Source organism: Streptomyces sp. NPDC004838, from assembly GCF_053600955.1.
Genome location: NZ_JBSGAW010000027.1, coordinates 74,446 through 88,292, shown reverse-complemented (window position 1 = coordinate 88,292; position 13,847 = coordinate 74,446). Strand labels below are relative to the sequence as shown.

Below are 13,847 nucleotides of genomic sequence, written 5' to 3'. Positions count from 1 at the left end.
GGGAGGAGGGGACCGGCGGCGGCATCGGCCGGACGTCGTCGCGCCGCCGGGCAGGTCCAGTCTCGCCTACGCGCTTGGAGCGACCTCGCCGAGGGCGCCTCTGACAGCTTGTACGGGATCGCCTTGGCATCCAGTCACTGCCTAGCTGCCCCAACACGGCGGAAGGGGTGTGGGCGCGCAGCGCTGCCCGGACGGCTTCGAGAGCTGTCGTCGACACCCCCGCAGCATCCCGGCCACAAGCCGACGGGCGCCGCCCGGTTTCCACCGACCCAGGCCAGAGGATCCACGGTCTCCACTGCCGTACGAGGGTGACCTCAATGCCGCCGCCGATCCGGTCCGCGCAGGGCCGCCGCGCTGCCGAACGCCAAGTAGGGCCGAAAACAGCCGGGTTGTCCGGGCCGGCGCCTACCATCGCGTTATGACGATCGCTCCGGAGGCCCCCACTGCTCTGCGGTTCCTGTCGTTGGAGCTCACCGCCCGGTGCCAGCTCACCTGCCCGGCACTGCTACGCCCAAGCCGGGCCGGCACGCGGCCACGGCAGCATGACCGGAGAGGACTGGCACCGGGTCATCGACCAGGCCGCCGCCCTCGGCACGACGACGGTGCAGCTGATAGGAGGGGAGCCCACCCTGCATCCGGACTTCACCGGCCTCGTGGAACACGCGGTGCGAGCCGGCCTGCGCGTGCGCGTCTACTCCAACCTGGTGCGCGTGCGCGAGGTGCACTGGGCTCCCTTCGAACACCCGCAGGTGAGCCTCGCCGCCTCGTACTACAGCGACGATCCGGGCGAGCACGACGCGATCACCGGGCGCCGTGGCTCCCACGCGGCGACGCGCGCCAGCATCATCGAGGCGGTGCGCCGTGGTGTGCGGGTGACGGCGCAGAGATCCCGGTCGGACGACCGGGTCAGCCGGAGGACGTCGCTGCGGCCGTCTCGCTCTTCTGCTCGCCGGAAGCGGGCTTCGTCTCCGGCCAGGTGCTCTACGTCGCGGGCGGCCCCCGCGCATGACCATCTCCGTGGAATCCCCCTTGACGCTCGTGGAGAAGGTGGGCGAGCGCGCCACGGGCGAATGGTTGCCCATCGAGCAAGACCGGATCCGTTCGTTCGCCGATGCGACAGAGGACTGGCAGTGGATCCACCTCGACGAGGCCCGCGCGACCGCCGGCCCGTTCGACGCGACGATCGCGCACGGATACCTGACGCTCTCTCTGCTGCCGCGTCTCACCGAGGGGCTCCTCACGGTCGGCGGCATCGCGATGGCCGTCAACTACGGCCTCGATCGCGTCCGCTTCCTCGAGCCCGTACGCCGTGGTGCCCAGGTGCGCGCAACCACCGAGGTGACGGCGGCGATACCGACAATGCAGGGGGTTCGGACCTCGCTCACCACGACGATCGAGATCGCCGAGTGCCCCCGCCCCGCCCTCGTGGCGGACACCGTCGCCCTCTTCGTTCCGGCATGAGCGTCTAGACCCGAGGACCCATCTCCTCCTGTTCGACCGCCCGCTGAGCGCCACGGCCATCGCCGGCGGGATGAGCAACCCCATTGACGCGGTCGACGGCGCCCGGCCCTGAACGGGCGAACAGCTAGACGGCGCGCGGGACACATCCTCCACGATGTGAGAACCCTCGCCCTGGACGTCAGGTTCGCACGACGCGCTCTCCGCGGAGAAGCCGGATGACATCCTCCAACGAAGAGCTCGCTCCCGTTCGCACATACGCCCCGGCGGTCGAGACACCCAACGCCAGTGCAGCGTCCACGTCCCAGCTTTGTGCGCGGGCGAACGCGTACCCTGCGTTGAAGTTGTCCCCCGCCCCGGTGCGGACGACAGGGCTCGCCGTATGCAGGGTCGGCATCCTGGCGCTGCCCCGGTCCCGGGACCATGCGGCGCTGGCCCACGCGTTGCGAATCACGATCTCGTGGACACCGAGCCGCGCAAGCAGCCCTTCGCCGAGGATGTCGAGGGAACCCACGTCCGAGTCTCCGCTCGCGCCAGAGCGTTGATGGACGAGCCTGGCCTCGCCTTCGTTCAGGATGAGCGCCACCCGCGCGGTGCGAGCCGCCTCGGCGAGGAGAACGAAGAGTTCGTCGGTCTCGGCTTGCGAACGACGCGTTCCGTCGGCGAGGTCGACCACCAGCAGCTTCGGAGCGGCACCGGGCACACGGAGGACCTCGTCGATGAGCGCCCGCCAGATCTCGGTGGCATGGCGCATCTCGCCCCAGTTGGTGAGGGCCACGATGTCCTTCCCCGCGAAAGCGGCACGCACGGTGGCCGCATCGACGCGATCGGCGACCGCCTCCCAGCCGACCTTCTCGAGCACCTCGGTGTCGGCGAGGAACAGCTTCCCGCTCTCGAACTCGAGCGCGATGGTCTCGACGGGTTCCTCGTATCCCACCCAACGCACGCCGGGCTCGGCGGCGAAGATCGGATGGGGTTTCCCGGCCCCCACCATCCCCACACCGGTGACATCGGCGCCGAGGTGCGCGAGCGCACAGGCGAAGAGCGGCATGTTGCCTCCCAGCTTCCGGGCCACGAACGTGAGCCCGAGGGAGTGGTTCTGTCCCGAAGCGGATGCGAGGAAGGCTGCGAGGTCCTTGCTGTTCTCGTACCACTCGCCGCCGCCGCGCTCGACCCGGTAGATCGTGTCGATGAAGCCGTCGAACCCGAGCCCTGCGGAGATCCGCCGGGGTGGGGAGTCGAGATGGGCGCGGAGAGCAGTCAAGGGCTCTGTCGGATGCACGTTCACGGTCAGGAGTCCACGATCTGGCGGTTGCGTAGATCCTTGCGGAGGATCTTTCCTGCGCTCGACTTCGGGACCGAGTCGATGAACTCGACCTGGCGCACCTTCTTGTGCGGGGCCAGGTTCTGCGCGACGAACGCCATGACATCCTCCGCGGTGAGCGCGGCGTCCGGCGCGGCGACGATGAACGCCTTGGGGATCTCCTGTTTCTCCGCGTCGAGCACGCCGACGACAGCGGCATCCAGGATCCGGGGATGGCTCAGCAACAATGCCTCGAGTTCGGCCGGAGCGATCTGGTAGCCCTTGTACTTGATGAGCTCCTTGACCCGGTCGACGATCGTGAACCAGCCTTCCCGGCTGTGAGTCGCCACGTCCCCCGTGTGGAGGAAGCCGTCCGCATCGATCGTCTCTGCGGTGGCGTCAGGACGGTTCAGATAGCCGAGCATGACGTTCGGCCCTTTGACCCAGAGCTCCCCGGGACGGGTCTGCCCGTCCGAGTCGAACTCGGTGATCTCCTCTCCCGTCTCGGTGTCGACGAGCTTGCAGACGATGTTCGGCAGCGCGTAGCCGACCGAGCTGACGGGGATGCCCTCGGGCTCCGGGGGGATCGTGTGCGAGGCGGGGCTGAGCTCGCTCATCCCGTATCCCTGATAGACACGCGCGTTGATCCGACGCCCGACGAGCTCTGCCGTCTCGCCGTCCAAGGGCGCGGCCCCGGAGAAGACGGTCCGCACCGTGGAGGTGTCGAACTCGTCGACGATCGGATGCTTCGCGAGCGCGACCGCGATCGGCGGCGCGATGCAGAGGTATGTGCAGCCGTGCCGCTGGATGCCGGTGAGGAAGTCGACGAGGTCGAACCTCGGCATCGTCACCAGGCTCGCCCTCAGCCGGAGTGCGAGGTTCAGGAGCACGGTCATCCCGTAGATGTGGAAGAACGGGAGAACCGCCAGCACACGATCCGTCCCCCGCAGGGTGGTGCCGGGCTGACACTGTTCGACGTTCGCGACGAGGTTGCGATGGCTGAGCATGACGCCCTTCGGCACCCCGGTGGTCCCGGAGGAGTAGGGAAGGACGGCGACATGGGTGGCGGGGTCGAATGCGACGACCGGCGGGGCGGCGTTCTCGGAGAGCAACCCGCGAAGGTCCGGATGGCCAGGGGCGCCGTCGAGCACGACAACCCGCTCGGGAGGGATCCCTACGGCCTGCGCAGCCACCTCCGCCTGCGGGAGAAGCGCTCCGACCGTTATCAGCCAGGTCGCCCCGGCATCGGACAGTTGCTTCTCGATCTCGCCGGGGGTGTACAGGGAGTTGATCGTGGTGACGGTCGCTCCCAGACGGAGGGTGCCGTGAAACACCGTCGCGAACGCGGGAGTGTTCGGGCACAGCATCGCGACGACCGTCGCCGTGCCCACTCCCCTCGCGGCGAGGGCACCCGCGAACGCGTCCACCTGCGCACGGAGGGCGCCATAGGTCGTCTCGGCGCCGGTGGCGGCGTCGATCAGGGCGACTCTACCCAGCTCCTTGTCCGTCAGGTCGGCGAACAGGTAGTCGTAGACACTGAGATCCGGGATCTCGAGGTCGGGGTACGGACTGTGGAACATCGCTTCGTCTCCTTTTTCGCGGTGACCGTCTTCGTCGGCGGCGGCGAGGTCTTCTCCGGCCGGGTCCGCCCGGATCGCGTCTCCCAGGGCACGCTCGCCGCCCGGAAGTACGCGAGTCCACGCCGCTCCCAGACGCGGCTTTGCGCACCCAGCCGAGGAGCGAACTCCTCCCAGGCGCCTTGTCCCCGAGGCGACCACGCCCGTTCCGCGAACCCAGGGATCCGGGTGACGCAGAGAAGGTGCATGGTCTCGATGTCCGTCACGGTGTCGGCCCACATGGCAGCCTTCGCTCCGGCGATGCTGGTCGCGTCGAGCCCGGGGACGACGGTGTCCGGCTCCCACTCGTAGAACTCGCGTACCGAGGGCGGCGAGTAGACCGGCAGACCGAGCGAGCGCCGGCGGCCCTCCTGGGCGACGTCCAGAGAGGCATCGGCATATGGCGTGTCCAGATAGGCCACGTGCGTGGGTGCGAGCACGACGCGACAGCCTTGCGCGACCGCCCGCTCCACGTCGTCGGCGGCGATGCGGTAGAACGGCAACGTCGCCGGGGGCATGTTGTGCGGGAGAGGCTTTCCCTCGGCAGCGAGACGCTCGAGCTTCTCGAGGTCTCCCCCGGGGCCGACGAAGTCGATCCACAGGTCGACGATCGACCCGGGCTCGAGGACGGCGCGGGTCGCCTCCTGCGCGAGGACGAGCTCGACCCCGCGCGCACGCGCGACGTGACCGGCCTGCCGCACGAAGGAGGCGTACGATGCGGGATCCATACGGAACGCTCATCGCAGCACAATCCGACGTACGGCGTGCGGGCGATCTCGGACAGCTCCCGCAGCACGGTCTCGATGAAGGCCCACAACTGAGGGTGGTCTGGATCGACCTGCCCCACGAGTCGTCCCTGGCGGTTCTCGATCGTCCCCCACTCGGGATAGGCCCGAAGCAGCGCGACGCAATGTCCAGGGAGATCGATCTCGAGAAGGAGAGCGATCCCCCGAGCCGCGCAGTAGTCGCGCAGTAGTCGCGCAGCCGCTCCAGTTCGGCACGCGTGTACGAGGGGTCGGTGCCCGCGGTCAGTGCGGGATAGCCGGGCACCTCCACCCGCCATGCCTCGTTGTCGGCCAGATGAAGCTGCAGCACGTTCAGTTTGTAGAGCGCGACGACGTCCACGATCGCGAAGATGTCTTCCAGCGTGTAGTAGCAACGGGCGACGTCGAGCAGGAAGGCACGCCACGACAGCCTCGGGCCGTCGAGGACACGGATACCAGCCACCCCCCGGCGCCCCTGCGCATCGCGAGGGGCGGCCGCCAAGAGCTGGCGCATGGTCGCGAACGCGTGGCAGACGCCTGCGACGTCGGCCGCACGGATCACGACCCCTTCCGGTGTGACGCTCAGCGCATAGCGCGCGTCCGTCTCGATACGCCCCGAGGGATCGATGCCCGTCGCCGCGGGAACGGTGTGGGCGACATCCATCGGTGCGCCGACGTCGACCGTGAACAGCGCACGCCCCGACCCCTCCCGCACGAGTCGAGGGCCGCCATCCGCGACAAGGTCCGCGATGAAGGCGTCGACCTGTTCCGCGAGTTCCGGCGGCGCCTGGATCCGGTCGCCGTCGCCGACGGACAGCTGCCCTCGATGCGCGGTGACGTGGACAGGGGCAGGGATGAGCATGGATACCCTCTCTCGGTTCGTGGCGTCAGGAGCGTTGGAGTCGTGCACGGCGGAGTCAGACATGGGGTTCCATCGCGATCGCGCCGCCCCGCGCGATGGACAGCGCCATCGCATCGATGAGCAGTTGGGCCCGGTGACCGTCGACCAGCTCCGGCATGTCGTCGCGTCGCTCCCCCGCCCGCCGCAGCGCCACGAGATCGGCGATCTGGTCGATGGCGGCAGCCGCGAGCTGAGCCCGGAACCCATCGGCCTCCGCCCAGCGCACGATGGAGCCGCCGATGTGCGGTCTGATCCAGCATCGCTCGGCATCCACGAAATCGACGTGCGCGATCCCCTCGTCGCCATATGCCGTCACCGACATGCGGGCGGCCTCCGGCCGCTCCACGCGGCTGACGGCGAGTCGGGCGCGCGTTCCGTCGATGCACGCGATCTCGGCACGGACCATGTCGAAGTTCTCGACGGCCCGCAGGCGCCCGCTCTCGTCACGGCGTTCGCCGACGCGGATCGCCCCCTCGGCGTGGACACGACAGGGCTCCCCGACGATCCATCGCACGAGATCGAGAGCGTGTGGCCCGAGATCGCTCAGCACCCCGTACGGCTCCGCGGAACGGTCGAAGTGCCAGGTCCACGGAGCATCGGGGCCAGAGGCCGAGGAGTGCAGGTAGGCGATCTCCGCATGCAGCAGACGCCCGATCCGCCCCTGCCGCACGAGGTCGCGGAACTGTCGCACGCGCGGAAGCCAGCGCGCCGTGAGACCGGTGAGGGCGTTGACGGGTGCGGCGGCAGCGACCGCAGCCGCGCTGAGAACGCTGTCGAGAGCGACCGGCTTCTCGCAGAGCACGTCGACGCCGCGGGCGGCGGCCGCACGGACGGCATGCGGATGGGCAGCCGGAGGACTCGCGATCACGATGCCGTCCGGAACAGCGGCGTCGAGCATGGCCTCGACGCCGTCGAACGCACCGGCGATCCCCCAGGACGAGGCGAACTCCCGGGTGCTCTCGATACGGCGCCCCGCGACCGCGACGATCTCGACGCCCTCGTTCGCACGCGCGCCGGGGAGCGTGAACATCGACGGCCACGTGCCATGGCCGATCAGACCGAGCCGGTAGGGCTTCATCATTCTCCTCACGCGATCGCACCCTCGCGCCAAACGAGGACGTGCAACATTAGCTGTATCGTTGCATGCATGCTCATCCGAAGGCACCACCCTCCCCGCATACACTCGCGCCTATGACAATTCCGAAAGCCCTTGCGGCCGCTGGGAACCGTGAAGGCGCCGAGCGCGCGTTCCTGCAAGCGCGTCGGCAGTTCATGGCAGGCGAACGCATCGACATGCAGGACCTCGCGTCCGACATGGAAGTGGACCGGTCGACGCTTTTCCGGTGGATCGGCAACAGGGACAACCTCCTCGCCATGATCCTGATCTCGCTCGCCGAGCCGGCGATCCGCGCCGCCGAAGCACAGACGACCTCCGAGGGAGCGGCGAGGGTCAGGGACGTCGCCCGCCGATACGCCGAGGGCGTCCTCGATTCCTCGTTCTTCCAGTCCTACCTGCGCCGAGAGTCGGACCGTGCGCTCCGCCTCCTCACCTCCAAGGCGAGCGCCGTGCAGGCACACATCGTGACGGCCTTCGAGGATCTGATCGAGGCCGAGCGCCGCGCGGGCAGACTCACCCACACGATGGACTCCCGCCCGCTCGCCTACATCGTGGTCCGCATCATCGAGTCCTTCGTCTACACCGACACGATCACGGGCGACCCGCCCGACGCGGCGATGGTGGGCGACGCGGTCGGCGCTTTGATGCACGTCGACTGATGCCCACCGCCGGGGCTCCGCGACTCACGCGATGTCGAAGAGGGCGCCGGCTCCCATCCCGCCTCCGACGCACATGGTGACGACTGCGCGACGCGCATCGCGGCGGCGACCCTCGAGAAGGGCGTGGCCGAGCATCCTCGCGCCTGACATCCCGTACGGGTGCCCGATGGCGATCGCCCCGCCGTCGACGTTGAACCGTGCCGGATCGATACCCGGACGGTCTCGGCAGTGCACCGTCCAAGAGCCTGTCGGATGGCTGATCATGTGTGATGCGTGACGGTCGTGATCTGCCTTCCGGGCGTGGCGACGGCCCCGGGATGATCACGTGGTGTGTGCCAGTGCGACAACTCCGAGGCCGTCAGCGGCCCATGCTGTCCGTCCAGCCTGACCGATGGGATGCGGGAGATCATCCAGCCGCTCCTTCCCACGCGTGACCTGCGAAAAGGCGGCGGGATGCGCGAGTACGGGGACCGGTTGGTGCTCGACTCGGTCTTCTGCGTGCTGCGGTCGGGCTGCCAGTGGCGGATGCTTCCGCGTGATCTGCTGCCCTGGGAGGCGGCTCACCGCTGGTTCACCAAGTGGCGCAGGGACGGCACCTGGGACCGCGTCCACGACAAGCTCGGCCGCCGGGTCCGGACCGGCGCCGCCGCCACCGTGCACATGCATGTCGACGAAGCCCGGCACTACGGTTCGGTGTGTCAGGTCGACATCGGCGCCACCTGGATCTGAGGGCCGACCGCCTTCCGACGTCGAACCCCGATGTGCCTTGCTGAAGCGTCGCGCCCAAGACGACGTCCTCGACCTCTCCAGCGTCGAGCCCGGCCCGCGAGACGGCATGCGAGATCTCATGGACGGCAAGACGCGGGGCCATGGTGTTGTTCAGTGAGCCTCGACAGGCGCGTCCGATCGGCGTTCGTGCAACGCTGACGACGACGGCATCCGTGGGCATGGCAGCGGATCCTCAGAACGTGGCGGGGTCGAGGTCAATCGTGGTGCGGTCCCGTTGCCCGAGGAGCCGGAACCACGGCTCGACCGCAGGAAGCTCGTAGCGGAAGAAGTACTGCGCCGCCGACCTCTTCCCGTCGTAGAACGCACCGGCGCGCCCCTTCGCCGCCAGCTCCTGCTCGAGCCAGAGCCATGCGACGACCACGTGCCCGAAGGCGTCGAGGTAGTACGAGGCGTTCGCCAACGCCGTCACCGGATCCTCGTCGCGCCAAAGGTCGCGGGTGACGCGATCGAGCTCGAGAGCCCATCGTTCCACGGCGGCGGCATGTTCGCCTTCGGCCCCACCCTCAGCCAGACCGCGCGCACAGGTGTCCCTCATCCGATCGAGGAGCAGTCTCAGGTCCTCGCCGTCGTTGCGGCAAACCCGGCGGCCGAGGAGATCGAGAGCCTGGATGCCGTGGGTGCCCTCGTGGATGGAGTTCAGCCGATTGTCCCGATAGAGCTGCTCCACCGGAAAGTCCCTGGTGTACCCATAACCGCCGTGGACCTGGATCGCGAGGTCGTTCCCCTTGAGGCACCATTGAGAAGGCCATGACTTGGCGACCGGGGTGAGCAACCTCAGCAACGTCGTAGCGCTCTCCCGGTCCTCCGCCGCGTCGGCGGCGCGCGTCTCGTCCACGAGGCGCGCGCAGTACAAGATGAGGGCGAGCCCGCCCTCTGCATAGGACTTCTGCGCCAGCAGCATGCGCCGCACGTCGGGATGTTCGCTGATCGCCACAGAGCCCCGCTCCTCGACCCCGCCCCCGAGCCGACGCCCCTGGGGGCGCTCTCGCGCGTACTCGAGGGCACGGAGGTAGCCGACGTACCCCAGGGCCACCGCGCCCGAGCCGACGCCGATACGCGCCTCGTCCATCATGTGGAACATGTACTCCAGACCACGCCCCTCCTCGCCCACGAGATGACCGACGGCGCCGGGAGTGTCGCCGGGGGTCCAGGCGCCTCCACCGAAGGAGAGGACCGTGTTGACCGTGCCGCGGTACCCCATCTTGTGGTTGAGCCCGGAGAGCGCCACGTCGTTGCGCTCCCCGAGGCTGCCGTCGTCCGCGACGAGATAGCGTGGCACGGCGAACAGCGACAGAGCCGCCCCGGCGCCATGTGTCGTGTCCGTCCTCGCGAGGACGAGATGGACGATGTTCTCCGCGAGTTCGTGATCGCCGGCCGAGATCCACATCTTCGTGCCGGTGAGACGGTACGAACCGTCCGGCTGGACGGCGGCAGCGGTGGCGATCTCGTTCAGCGCCGACCCCGCCTGCGGCTCCGACAGGCACATCGTCCCGTACCAGCGCCCCTCGATGATCGGACGGGCGAGGAGACGGATCTGCTCCGCGGTTCCGAACGCGACGAGGAGGTTCGCATTCGCCTCGGAGAGGAAAGGGTAGGCGTAGGCCGCGATCGACGCCGCCTGGAGGAAGACAGCGCATGCGGCCCGTACGACGGAGGGCAGCTGCGCACCCCCGTGCTCGATGTCGAAGGTGCTCGCCGTCAGGCCGGACTCGGCGAACCGTCGGAGGGCGTCGGCCAGCTCGGCGGGCTGCTCGACCTGCCCGGTGGCGCCGATCCGGGGCTCGACCTCGTCGAGGAGGCGGTTGATCGGCGCGAACGTCTTCACGGCCATCTCCTCGGCCATGTCGATGACGCCGTCGAAGATCGACCGATCATGATCCGAGAAGCGGGGTCGCTCGATGAGCGAGACGATGTCGAGCCACTCGTAGAGCAGAAAATCGACGTCTCGTCGCGAGATCACCTGTGATGTCGCCATGATTCCTATTTCTTTGTGCAACATTCTTGAATTTGTTGCATTGCGCTCAGAGCACAAGCACTCGAGAGCGGTGTCACGGACAGGCCGGCCTCTGCCGGCGGCTGCTCGAAGCCGACGCGACCCACGGCCGCTTACGCGGCGTCAGGCGGGACGACGTACGCTCACCCGGTCGCCTCCAATGCGCGCAGGCGAGCAAGCTCCGCGCGGCGCTCACGCTGCTCCCGAGGGTCTGGCACGGGGGCCGACAGCATCAGGCGGCGCGTGTACGGATGGGAGGGCGCCGAGGTGATCGTGGTCACATCGCCCGCCTCCACCAGGTCACCACGGTAGAGCACCATCACGTCATGGCTGATGTGGCGGATGACCGAGAGGTCGTGCGAGATGAAAAGATAGGCGCAGCCGATCTCCCTCTGGATCTCGATGAACAGATCGAGCACGCGCTCCTGGGTCGACAGATCGAGCGCCGACACCGGCTCGTCGCACACGATGAGCTTGGGCTCCATCGCGAGCGCCCGCGCGATCGCGACGCGCTGCCGTTGCCCGCCGGAGAACTCGCTCGGATAGCGGCTTGCGGCATCGGCAGGCAGTCCCACCCGATCGAGCAGACCTCGGACTCGGCGGGATGCTTCCGCCCGCGACACACCCTGCACCCGAAGCGGCTCGGCGAGGATCTGCTCGATCGTCAACGCAGGGTTCAGCGACGTGTACGGGTCCTGGAACACGACCTGGATGTCCCGGCTCAGCGGACGTCGTCGAGCGCGTGACAGACGAGTGATGTCCTTCCCCTCGAAGGAGATCCGCCCACTCGACGGGGAGACGAGGCCGAGGATCGCACGACCGATGGTCGTCTTGCCCGATCCGGACTCCCCGACCAGCCCCATCGTCTTTCCGCGTTCGATCGTGAAGCTGATGTCGTTCAGCGCCTTGAACGCCGTTCCCCGTCTGCGGAACTCGACCTCGAGCCCCTCGACTTCCAGCAGCGTCGTCATCGGATCGCCTCCTCGGCGGCATCAAGCTCGGGGCGTGACGGACCGCCCTCGAGAGTGGAACCCAGAAGCGTCCGGGTGTACTGGTGCTGAGGGTCGGCGAAGATCGACTGCACGTCCGACACCTCGACGACCACGCCCCCGCGCATCACCGCGACGCGGTCACAGATGTCGGCGACGACGCCGAAGTTGTGGGTCACGAGGATCACGCCCATTCCGTACTCGCGCTGCAGGCTCCGCAGCAGTTCGAGCACCTCGGCCTGCACCGTCACGTCGAGCGCCGTCGTCGGCTCGTCGGCGATGAGCAGGCGCGGCTTGCAGGAGACCGCTCCGGCGATCAGGACGCGCTGCGCCATCCCGCCGGAGATCTCGTGCGGGTAGGCATCGAAAGTACGCTGCGGCTCGGGGATGCCGACCCGGCTGAGCAGTTCCAGCGCAGACCGGGTCGCCTCGCGCTTCGAGACTCCCAGGCGATCGATGATCGGCTCGATCAGCTGGCTGCCGATCCGGAACGAAGGGTCCAGATTACTCATCGGCTCCTGCGGGATGTAGGCCAGCTCCGTGCCGCGCAGCAGCCGGAAGGCCGACGGCGGCGCCTGGGCGAGATCCTGCCCGTCGAACAGGATGCTCCCGGAGCGCACGCGACCGCCTTCGGGCAGCAGTCCCAGGATGGAGAAGGCCGTCTGTGTCTTGCCGGACCCCGATTCACCGACCAGCCCGAGCACCTCGCCCTGGGCGAGGTCGAAGCTCGCGTTGCTGACGACCGTCGTCGGCTCCGGGCCATCGCCGTAGGCGATGGAGACCGCGTCTACCCGGGGGCAGAGCCGCGTCTGCGCGGAACGGGTGCGGAGCCGGAACGCCGATGGACGAAGCGGGGGGAGCCGCCGCAGGCTCGGGCTCGGACGCCGTCGCGACATCGAGCTTCGACGACTCGGACTGCGTGCCGAGGCCGGGCGTGAACGTCAGCGCCGCCGAATCGATCGCCGCCCGCCGCCCGCGGCGCGAGGGGCGTCCCCTGGTGCGCGAGCCCCGGTCCTCCAGCGCGTCTCGGAGCCCGTTGCCGATCACGACCAACGCCGCACAGGTGAGCCCGATGGCCAACGTCGGCCACAGGAGCATGACCGAGTTCTGGTAGATGTTCTTGAACGCGTCGTTGAGGAGGTTGCCCCAGGACGGGATGGTCGGATCCCCGATCCCCACGAACTCCAGCCCGGACTGGATCGCCAGCGCGATCCCGAGCAGCAGAGAGGTCTGGATGATGACCGGGGCGCGAACGACCGCGAGGATGTGGCGACCGATGATCGACGTGTCGCGCAGCCCCGCCACCCGTGCGGCGTCGACGTAGAGTTCGTTGCGTACGTCGATGACAGCCGTTCTCACCACGCGATAGAAGGCGGGCGAGAGGATGACGCCGTAGATGATCATCGACAGCCAGATCGACGGCCCTATGACGGCACGCGCCGCGAGCAGCACGATGATCCCCGGCATCGACTGGATCAGGTTGTTCCACCACACCGACGACGTGTCGAACCAGGAGCCGTAGTAGCCGGCGAGCATGCCCGTCGGAATGCCGATGATCGCCGCCACCACGATCGCAAGGCACGCACCCAGGAGGCTGACCCGGCCGCCGTGCAGAAGACGCGACCAGACGTCGCGTCCGGACGAGTCCGTCCCGAGCAGATGATCCGGAGAGAACGGCGGCAGCAAGGCGTCGCCGATCACGGAGCGGTTGGGGTCGGCGGGGGCGAGCGCTCCGGCGAAGACACAGGAGAGCACGATGATCAGGAGGACGAGGAGCCCCGCCATGGCCAGCGGATTGCGCAGGAACCTGCCGGCGAACCCGATCCGTGTCGCCGTGGAGATTGTGGAATCGGTCATGCGATGCGCGCCTTCGGATTGAGGAGTCCGACCGAGATGTCCACGAGGACGTTGACGGTCGCGACGATGAGCGACGTCACGAGCAGGAGCCCCATGACCACCGGGATGTCACCCCGGGTCGTGTAGGTGATCGCGATCGTGCCGAGACCGGGGAGAGCGAAGATCTGCTCCACGATGATCGCGCCGCCCAGGAGCCCGACGAACTGGATCCCGAGGACCGTGAGCCCGGTCCCGGAGGCGTTGCGCACCACGTGCTTGAGGATGATCTTGCGCTCGCTGAGCCCTCGGCTGCGCAGGGTCCGCACATAGTCCTGACGCATCGCGTCGATGACGGCTCCGCGCACCTGCGCCGCGACGGCCGCGATGGCCGCGATCGAGAGCGCGGCGACCGGGAGGGTCAT

General features: G+C 68.5%; 13 protein-coding genes and 5 pseudogenes. 5 read left to right on the top strand and 13 right to left on the bottom strand.

Features of this window, described 5'->3' with window-relative positions; genetic code table 11:
- Positions 1-542: 542 nt before the first annotated feature.
- The 3 genes and pseudogenes from ACWEFL_RS27330 to ACWEFL_RS27320 all read left to right on the top strand — a co-directional run.
- Positions 543-815: pseudogene (locus ACWEFL_RS27330) on the top strand (radical SAM protein); the annotation flags it as partial.
- Between the two features lie 65 nt (positions 816-880).
- Positions 881-1,009 (top strand): annotated as a pseudogene (locus tag ACWEFL_RS27325) (SDR family oxidoreductase); the annotation flags it as partial.
- Positions 1,006-1,461 (top strand): MaoC family dehydratase, encoded by a 456-nt coding sequence (locus ACWEFL_RS27320; RefSeq protein WP_451717293.1) that lies wholly within the window; start codon positions 1,006-1,008, stop codon positions 1,459-1,461. The pseudogene ACWEFL_RS27325 and the gene ACWEFL_RS27320, both read left to right, overlap by 4 nt.
- Before the next feature lie 178 nt (positions 1,462-1,639).
- Here the strand turns inward: ACWEFL_RS27320 and ACWEFL_RS27315 are convergent, their stop codons facing one another.
- The 6 genes and pseudogenes from ACWEFL_RS27315 to ACWEFL_RS27290 form a co-directional block, all read right to left on the bottom strand.
- Positions 1,640-2,722 carry a PfkB family carbohydrate kinase gene (locus ACWEFL_RS27315; protein WP_451717291.1) on the bottom strand — a complete coding sequence of 361 codons (1,083 nt, stop codon included), beginning with the start codon at positions 2,720-2,722 and terminating at the stop codon, positions 1,640-1,642.
- A gap of 26 nt (positions 2,723-2,748) precedes the next feature.
- Positions 2,749-4,341: an AMP-binding protein gene (locus ACWEFL_RS27310; RefSeq protein WP_451717352.1), complete on the bottom strand. Its 1,593-nt coding sequence runs from the start codon at positions 4,339-4,341 to the stop codon at positions 2,749-2,751.
- Entirely contained in the window at positions 4,269-5,105 is an 837-nt protein-coding gene (locus ACWEFL_RS27305; protein ID WP_451717350.1) for a family 20 glycosylhydrolase, read from the bottom strand. Before ACWEFL_RS27305 ends, ACWEFL_RS27310 begins: the two co-directional genes overlap by 73 nt.
- Before the next feature lie 65 nt (positions 5,106-5,170).
- A pseudogene (locus ACWEFL_RS27300) lies at positions 5,171-5,440 on the bottom strand (family 20 glycosylhydrolase); the annotation flags it as partial.
- Positions 5,410-6,003, bottom strand: a pseudogene (locus ACWEFL_RS27295) (family 20 glycosylhydrolase); the annotation flags it as partial. The pseudogenes ACWEFL_RS27295 and ACWEFL_RS27300, both read right to left, overlap by 31 nt.
- 55 nt (positions 6,004-6,058) lie before the next feature.
- The gene (locus ACWEFL_RS27290; RefSeq protein ID WP_451717348.1) at positions 6,059-7,123 is read right to left on the bottom strand and encodes a Gfo/Idh/MocA family protein; all 1,065 of its coding nucleotides are present in this window, start codon (positions 7,121-7,123) and stop codon (positions 6,059-6,061) included.
- Positions 7,124-7,233: 110 nt separating this feature from the next.
- On the opposite strand from ACWEFL_RS27290, the gene ACWEFL_RS27285 reads away from it, so the two are divergent.
- Positions 7,234-7,818 (top strand): QsdR family transcriptional regulator, encoded by a 585-nt coding sequence (locus ACWEFL_RS27285; protein ID WP_451717290.1) that lies wholly within the window; start codon positions 7,234-7,236, stop codon positions 7,816-7,818.
- 24 nt (positions 7,819-7,842) lie between these two features.
- Here the strand turns inward: ACWEFL_RS27285 and ACWEFL_RS27280 are convergent, their stop codons facing one another.
- A complete protein-coding gene (locus ACWEFL_RS27280; RefSeq protein WP_451717288.1) occupies positions 7,843-8,082 on the bottom strand; it encodes a hypothetical protein in 240 nt (79 codons plus the stop codon).
- Between the two features lie 132 nt (positions 8,083-8,214).
- Between ACWEFL_RS27280 and ACWEFL_RS27275 the strand changes: the two are divergent.
- Positions 8,215-8,370, top strand: a pseudogene (locus ACWEFL_RS27275) (transposase); the annotation flags it as partial.
- Between the two features lie 19 nt (positions 8,371-8,389).
- Here the strand turns inward: ACWEFL_RS27275 and ACWEFL_RS27270 are convergent.
- The 6 genes from ACWEFL_RS27270 to ACWEFL_RS27245 all read right to left on the bottom strand — a co-directional run bounded on the left by ACWEFL_RS27270 (position 8,390) and on the right by ACWEFL_RS27245 (position 13,847).
- Entirely contained in the window at positions 8,390-8,767 is a 378-nt protein-coding gene (locus tag ACWEFL_RS27270) for a thiolase family protein (RefSeq protein ID WP_451717286.1), read from the bottom strand.
- Between the two features lie 12 nt (positions 8,768-8,779).
- Positions 8,780-10,582, bottom strand: coding sequence for an acyl-CoA dehydrogenase (locus ACWEFL_RS27265; protein ID WP_451717284.1), 1,803 nt, complete (start codon positions 10,580-10,582; stop codon positions 8,780-8,782).
- A gap of 161 nt (positions 10,583-10,743) precedes the next feature.
- Complete coding sequence (locus ACWEFL_RS27260; RefSeq protein WP_451717282.1) at positions 10,744-11,571, bottom strand: ATP-binding cassette domain-containing protein; 828 nt, start codon at positions 11,569-11,571, stop codon at positions 10,744-10,746.
- Positions 11,568-12,293 (bottom strand): ABC transporter ATP-binding protein, encoded by a 726-nt coding sequence (locus tag ACWEFL_RS27255; RefSeq protein ID WP_451717281.1) that lies wholly within the window; start codon positions 12,291-12,293, stop codon positions 11,568-11,570. The genes ACWEFL_RS27260 and ACWEFL_RS27255 overlap by 4 nt, the downstream gene beginning before the upstream one ends.
- Positions 12,274-13,446, bottom strand: a complete 1,173-nt coding sequence (locus ACWEFL_RS27250) for an ABC transporter permease (RefSeq protein ID WP_451717279.1) — start codon at positions 13,444-13,446, stop codon at positions 12,274-12,276. The genes ACWEFL_RS27255 and ACWEFL_RS27250 overlap by 20 nt, the downstream gene beginning before the upstream one ends.
- Positions 13,443-13,847, bottom strand: a complete 405-nt coding sequence (locus ACWEFL_RS27245) for an ABC transporter permease subunit (RefSeq protein WP_451717277.1) — start codon at positions 13,845-13,847, stop codon at positions 13,443-13,445. The genes ACWEFL_RS27250 and ACWEFL_RS27245 overlap by 4 nt, the downstream gene beginning before the upstream one ends.

Bases quoted from the DNA above. Each gene is read 5' to 3' on its own strand.
- ACWEFL_RS27310 (WP_451717352.1), bottom strand. From the start codon at position 4,341: ATGTTCCACAGTCCGTACCCCGACCTCGAGATCCCGGATCTCAGTGTC.
- ACWEFL_RS27320 (WP_451717293.1), top strand. From the start codon at position 1,006: ATGACCATCTCCGTGGAATCCCCCTTGACGCTCGTGGAGAAGGTGGGC.
- ACWEFL_RS27280 (WP_451717288.1), bottom strand. From the start codon at position 8,082: ATGATCAGCCATCCGACAGGCTCTTGGACGGTGCACTGCCGAGACCGT.
- ACWEFL_RS27245 (WP_451717277.1), bottom strand. From the start codon at position 13,847: ATGACCCTCCCGGTCGCCGCGCTCTCGATCGCGGCCATCGCGGCCGTC.
- ACWEFL_RS27270 (WP_451717286.1), bottom strand. From the start codon at position 8,767: ATGCCCACGGATGCCGTCGTCGTCAGCGTTGCACGAACGCCGATCGGA.
- ACWEFL_RS27260 (WP_451717282.1), bottom strand. From the start codon at position 11,571: ATGACGACGCTGCTGGAAGTCGAGGGGCTCGAGGTCGAGTTCCGCAGA.
- ACWEFL_RS27290 (WP_451717348.1), bottom strand. From the start codon at position 7,123: ATGATGAAGCCCTACCGGCTCGGTCTGATCGGCCATGGCACGTGGCCG.
- ACWEFL_RS27265 (WP_451717284.1), bottom strand. From the start codon at position 10,582: ATGGCGACATCACAGGTGATCTCGCGACGAGACGTCGATTTTCTGCTC.
- ACWEFL_RS27250 (WP_451717279.1), bottom strand. From the start codon at position 13,446: ATGACCGATTCCACAATCTCCACGGCGACACGGATCGGGTTCGCCGGC.
- ACWEFL_RS27305 (WP_451717350.1), bottom strand. From the start codon at position 5,105: ATGGATCCCGCATCGTACGCCTCCTTCGTGCGGCAGGCCGGTCACGTC.
- ACWEFL_RS27285 (WP_451717290.1), top strand. From the start codon at position 7,234: ATGACAATTCCGAAAGCCCTTGCGGCCGCTGGGAACCGTGAAGGCGCC.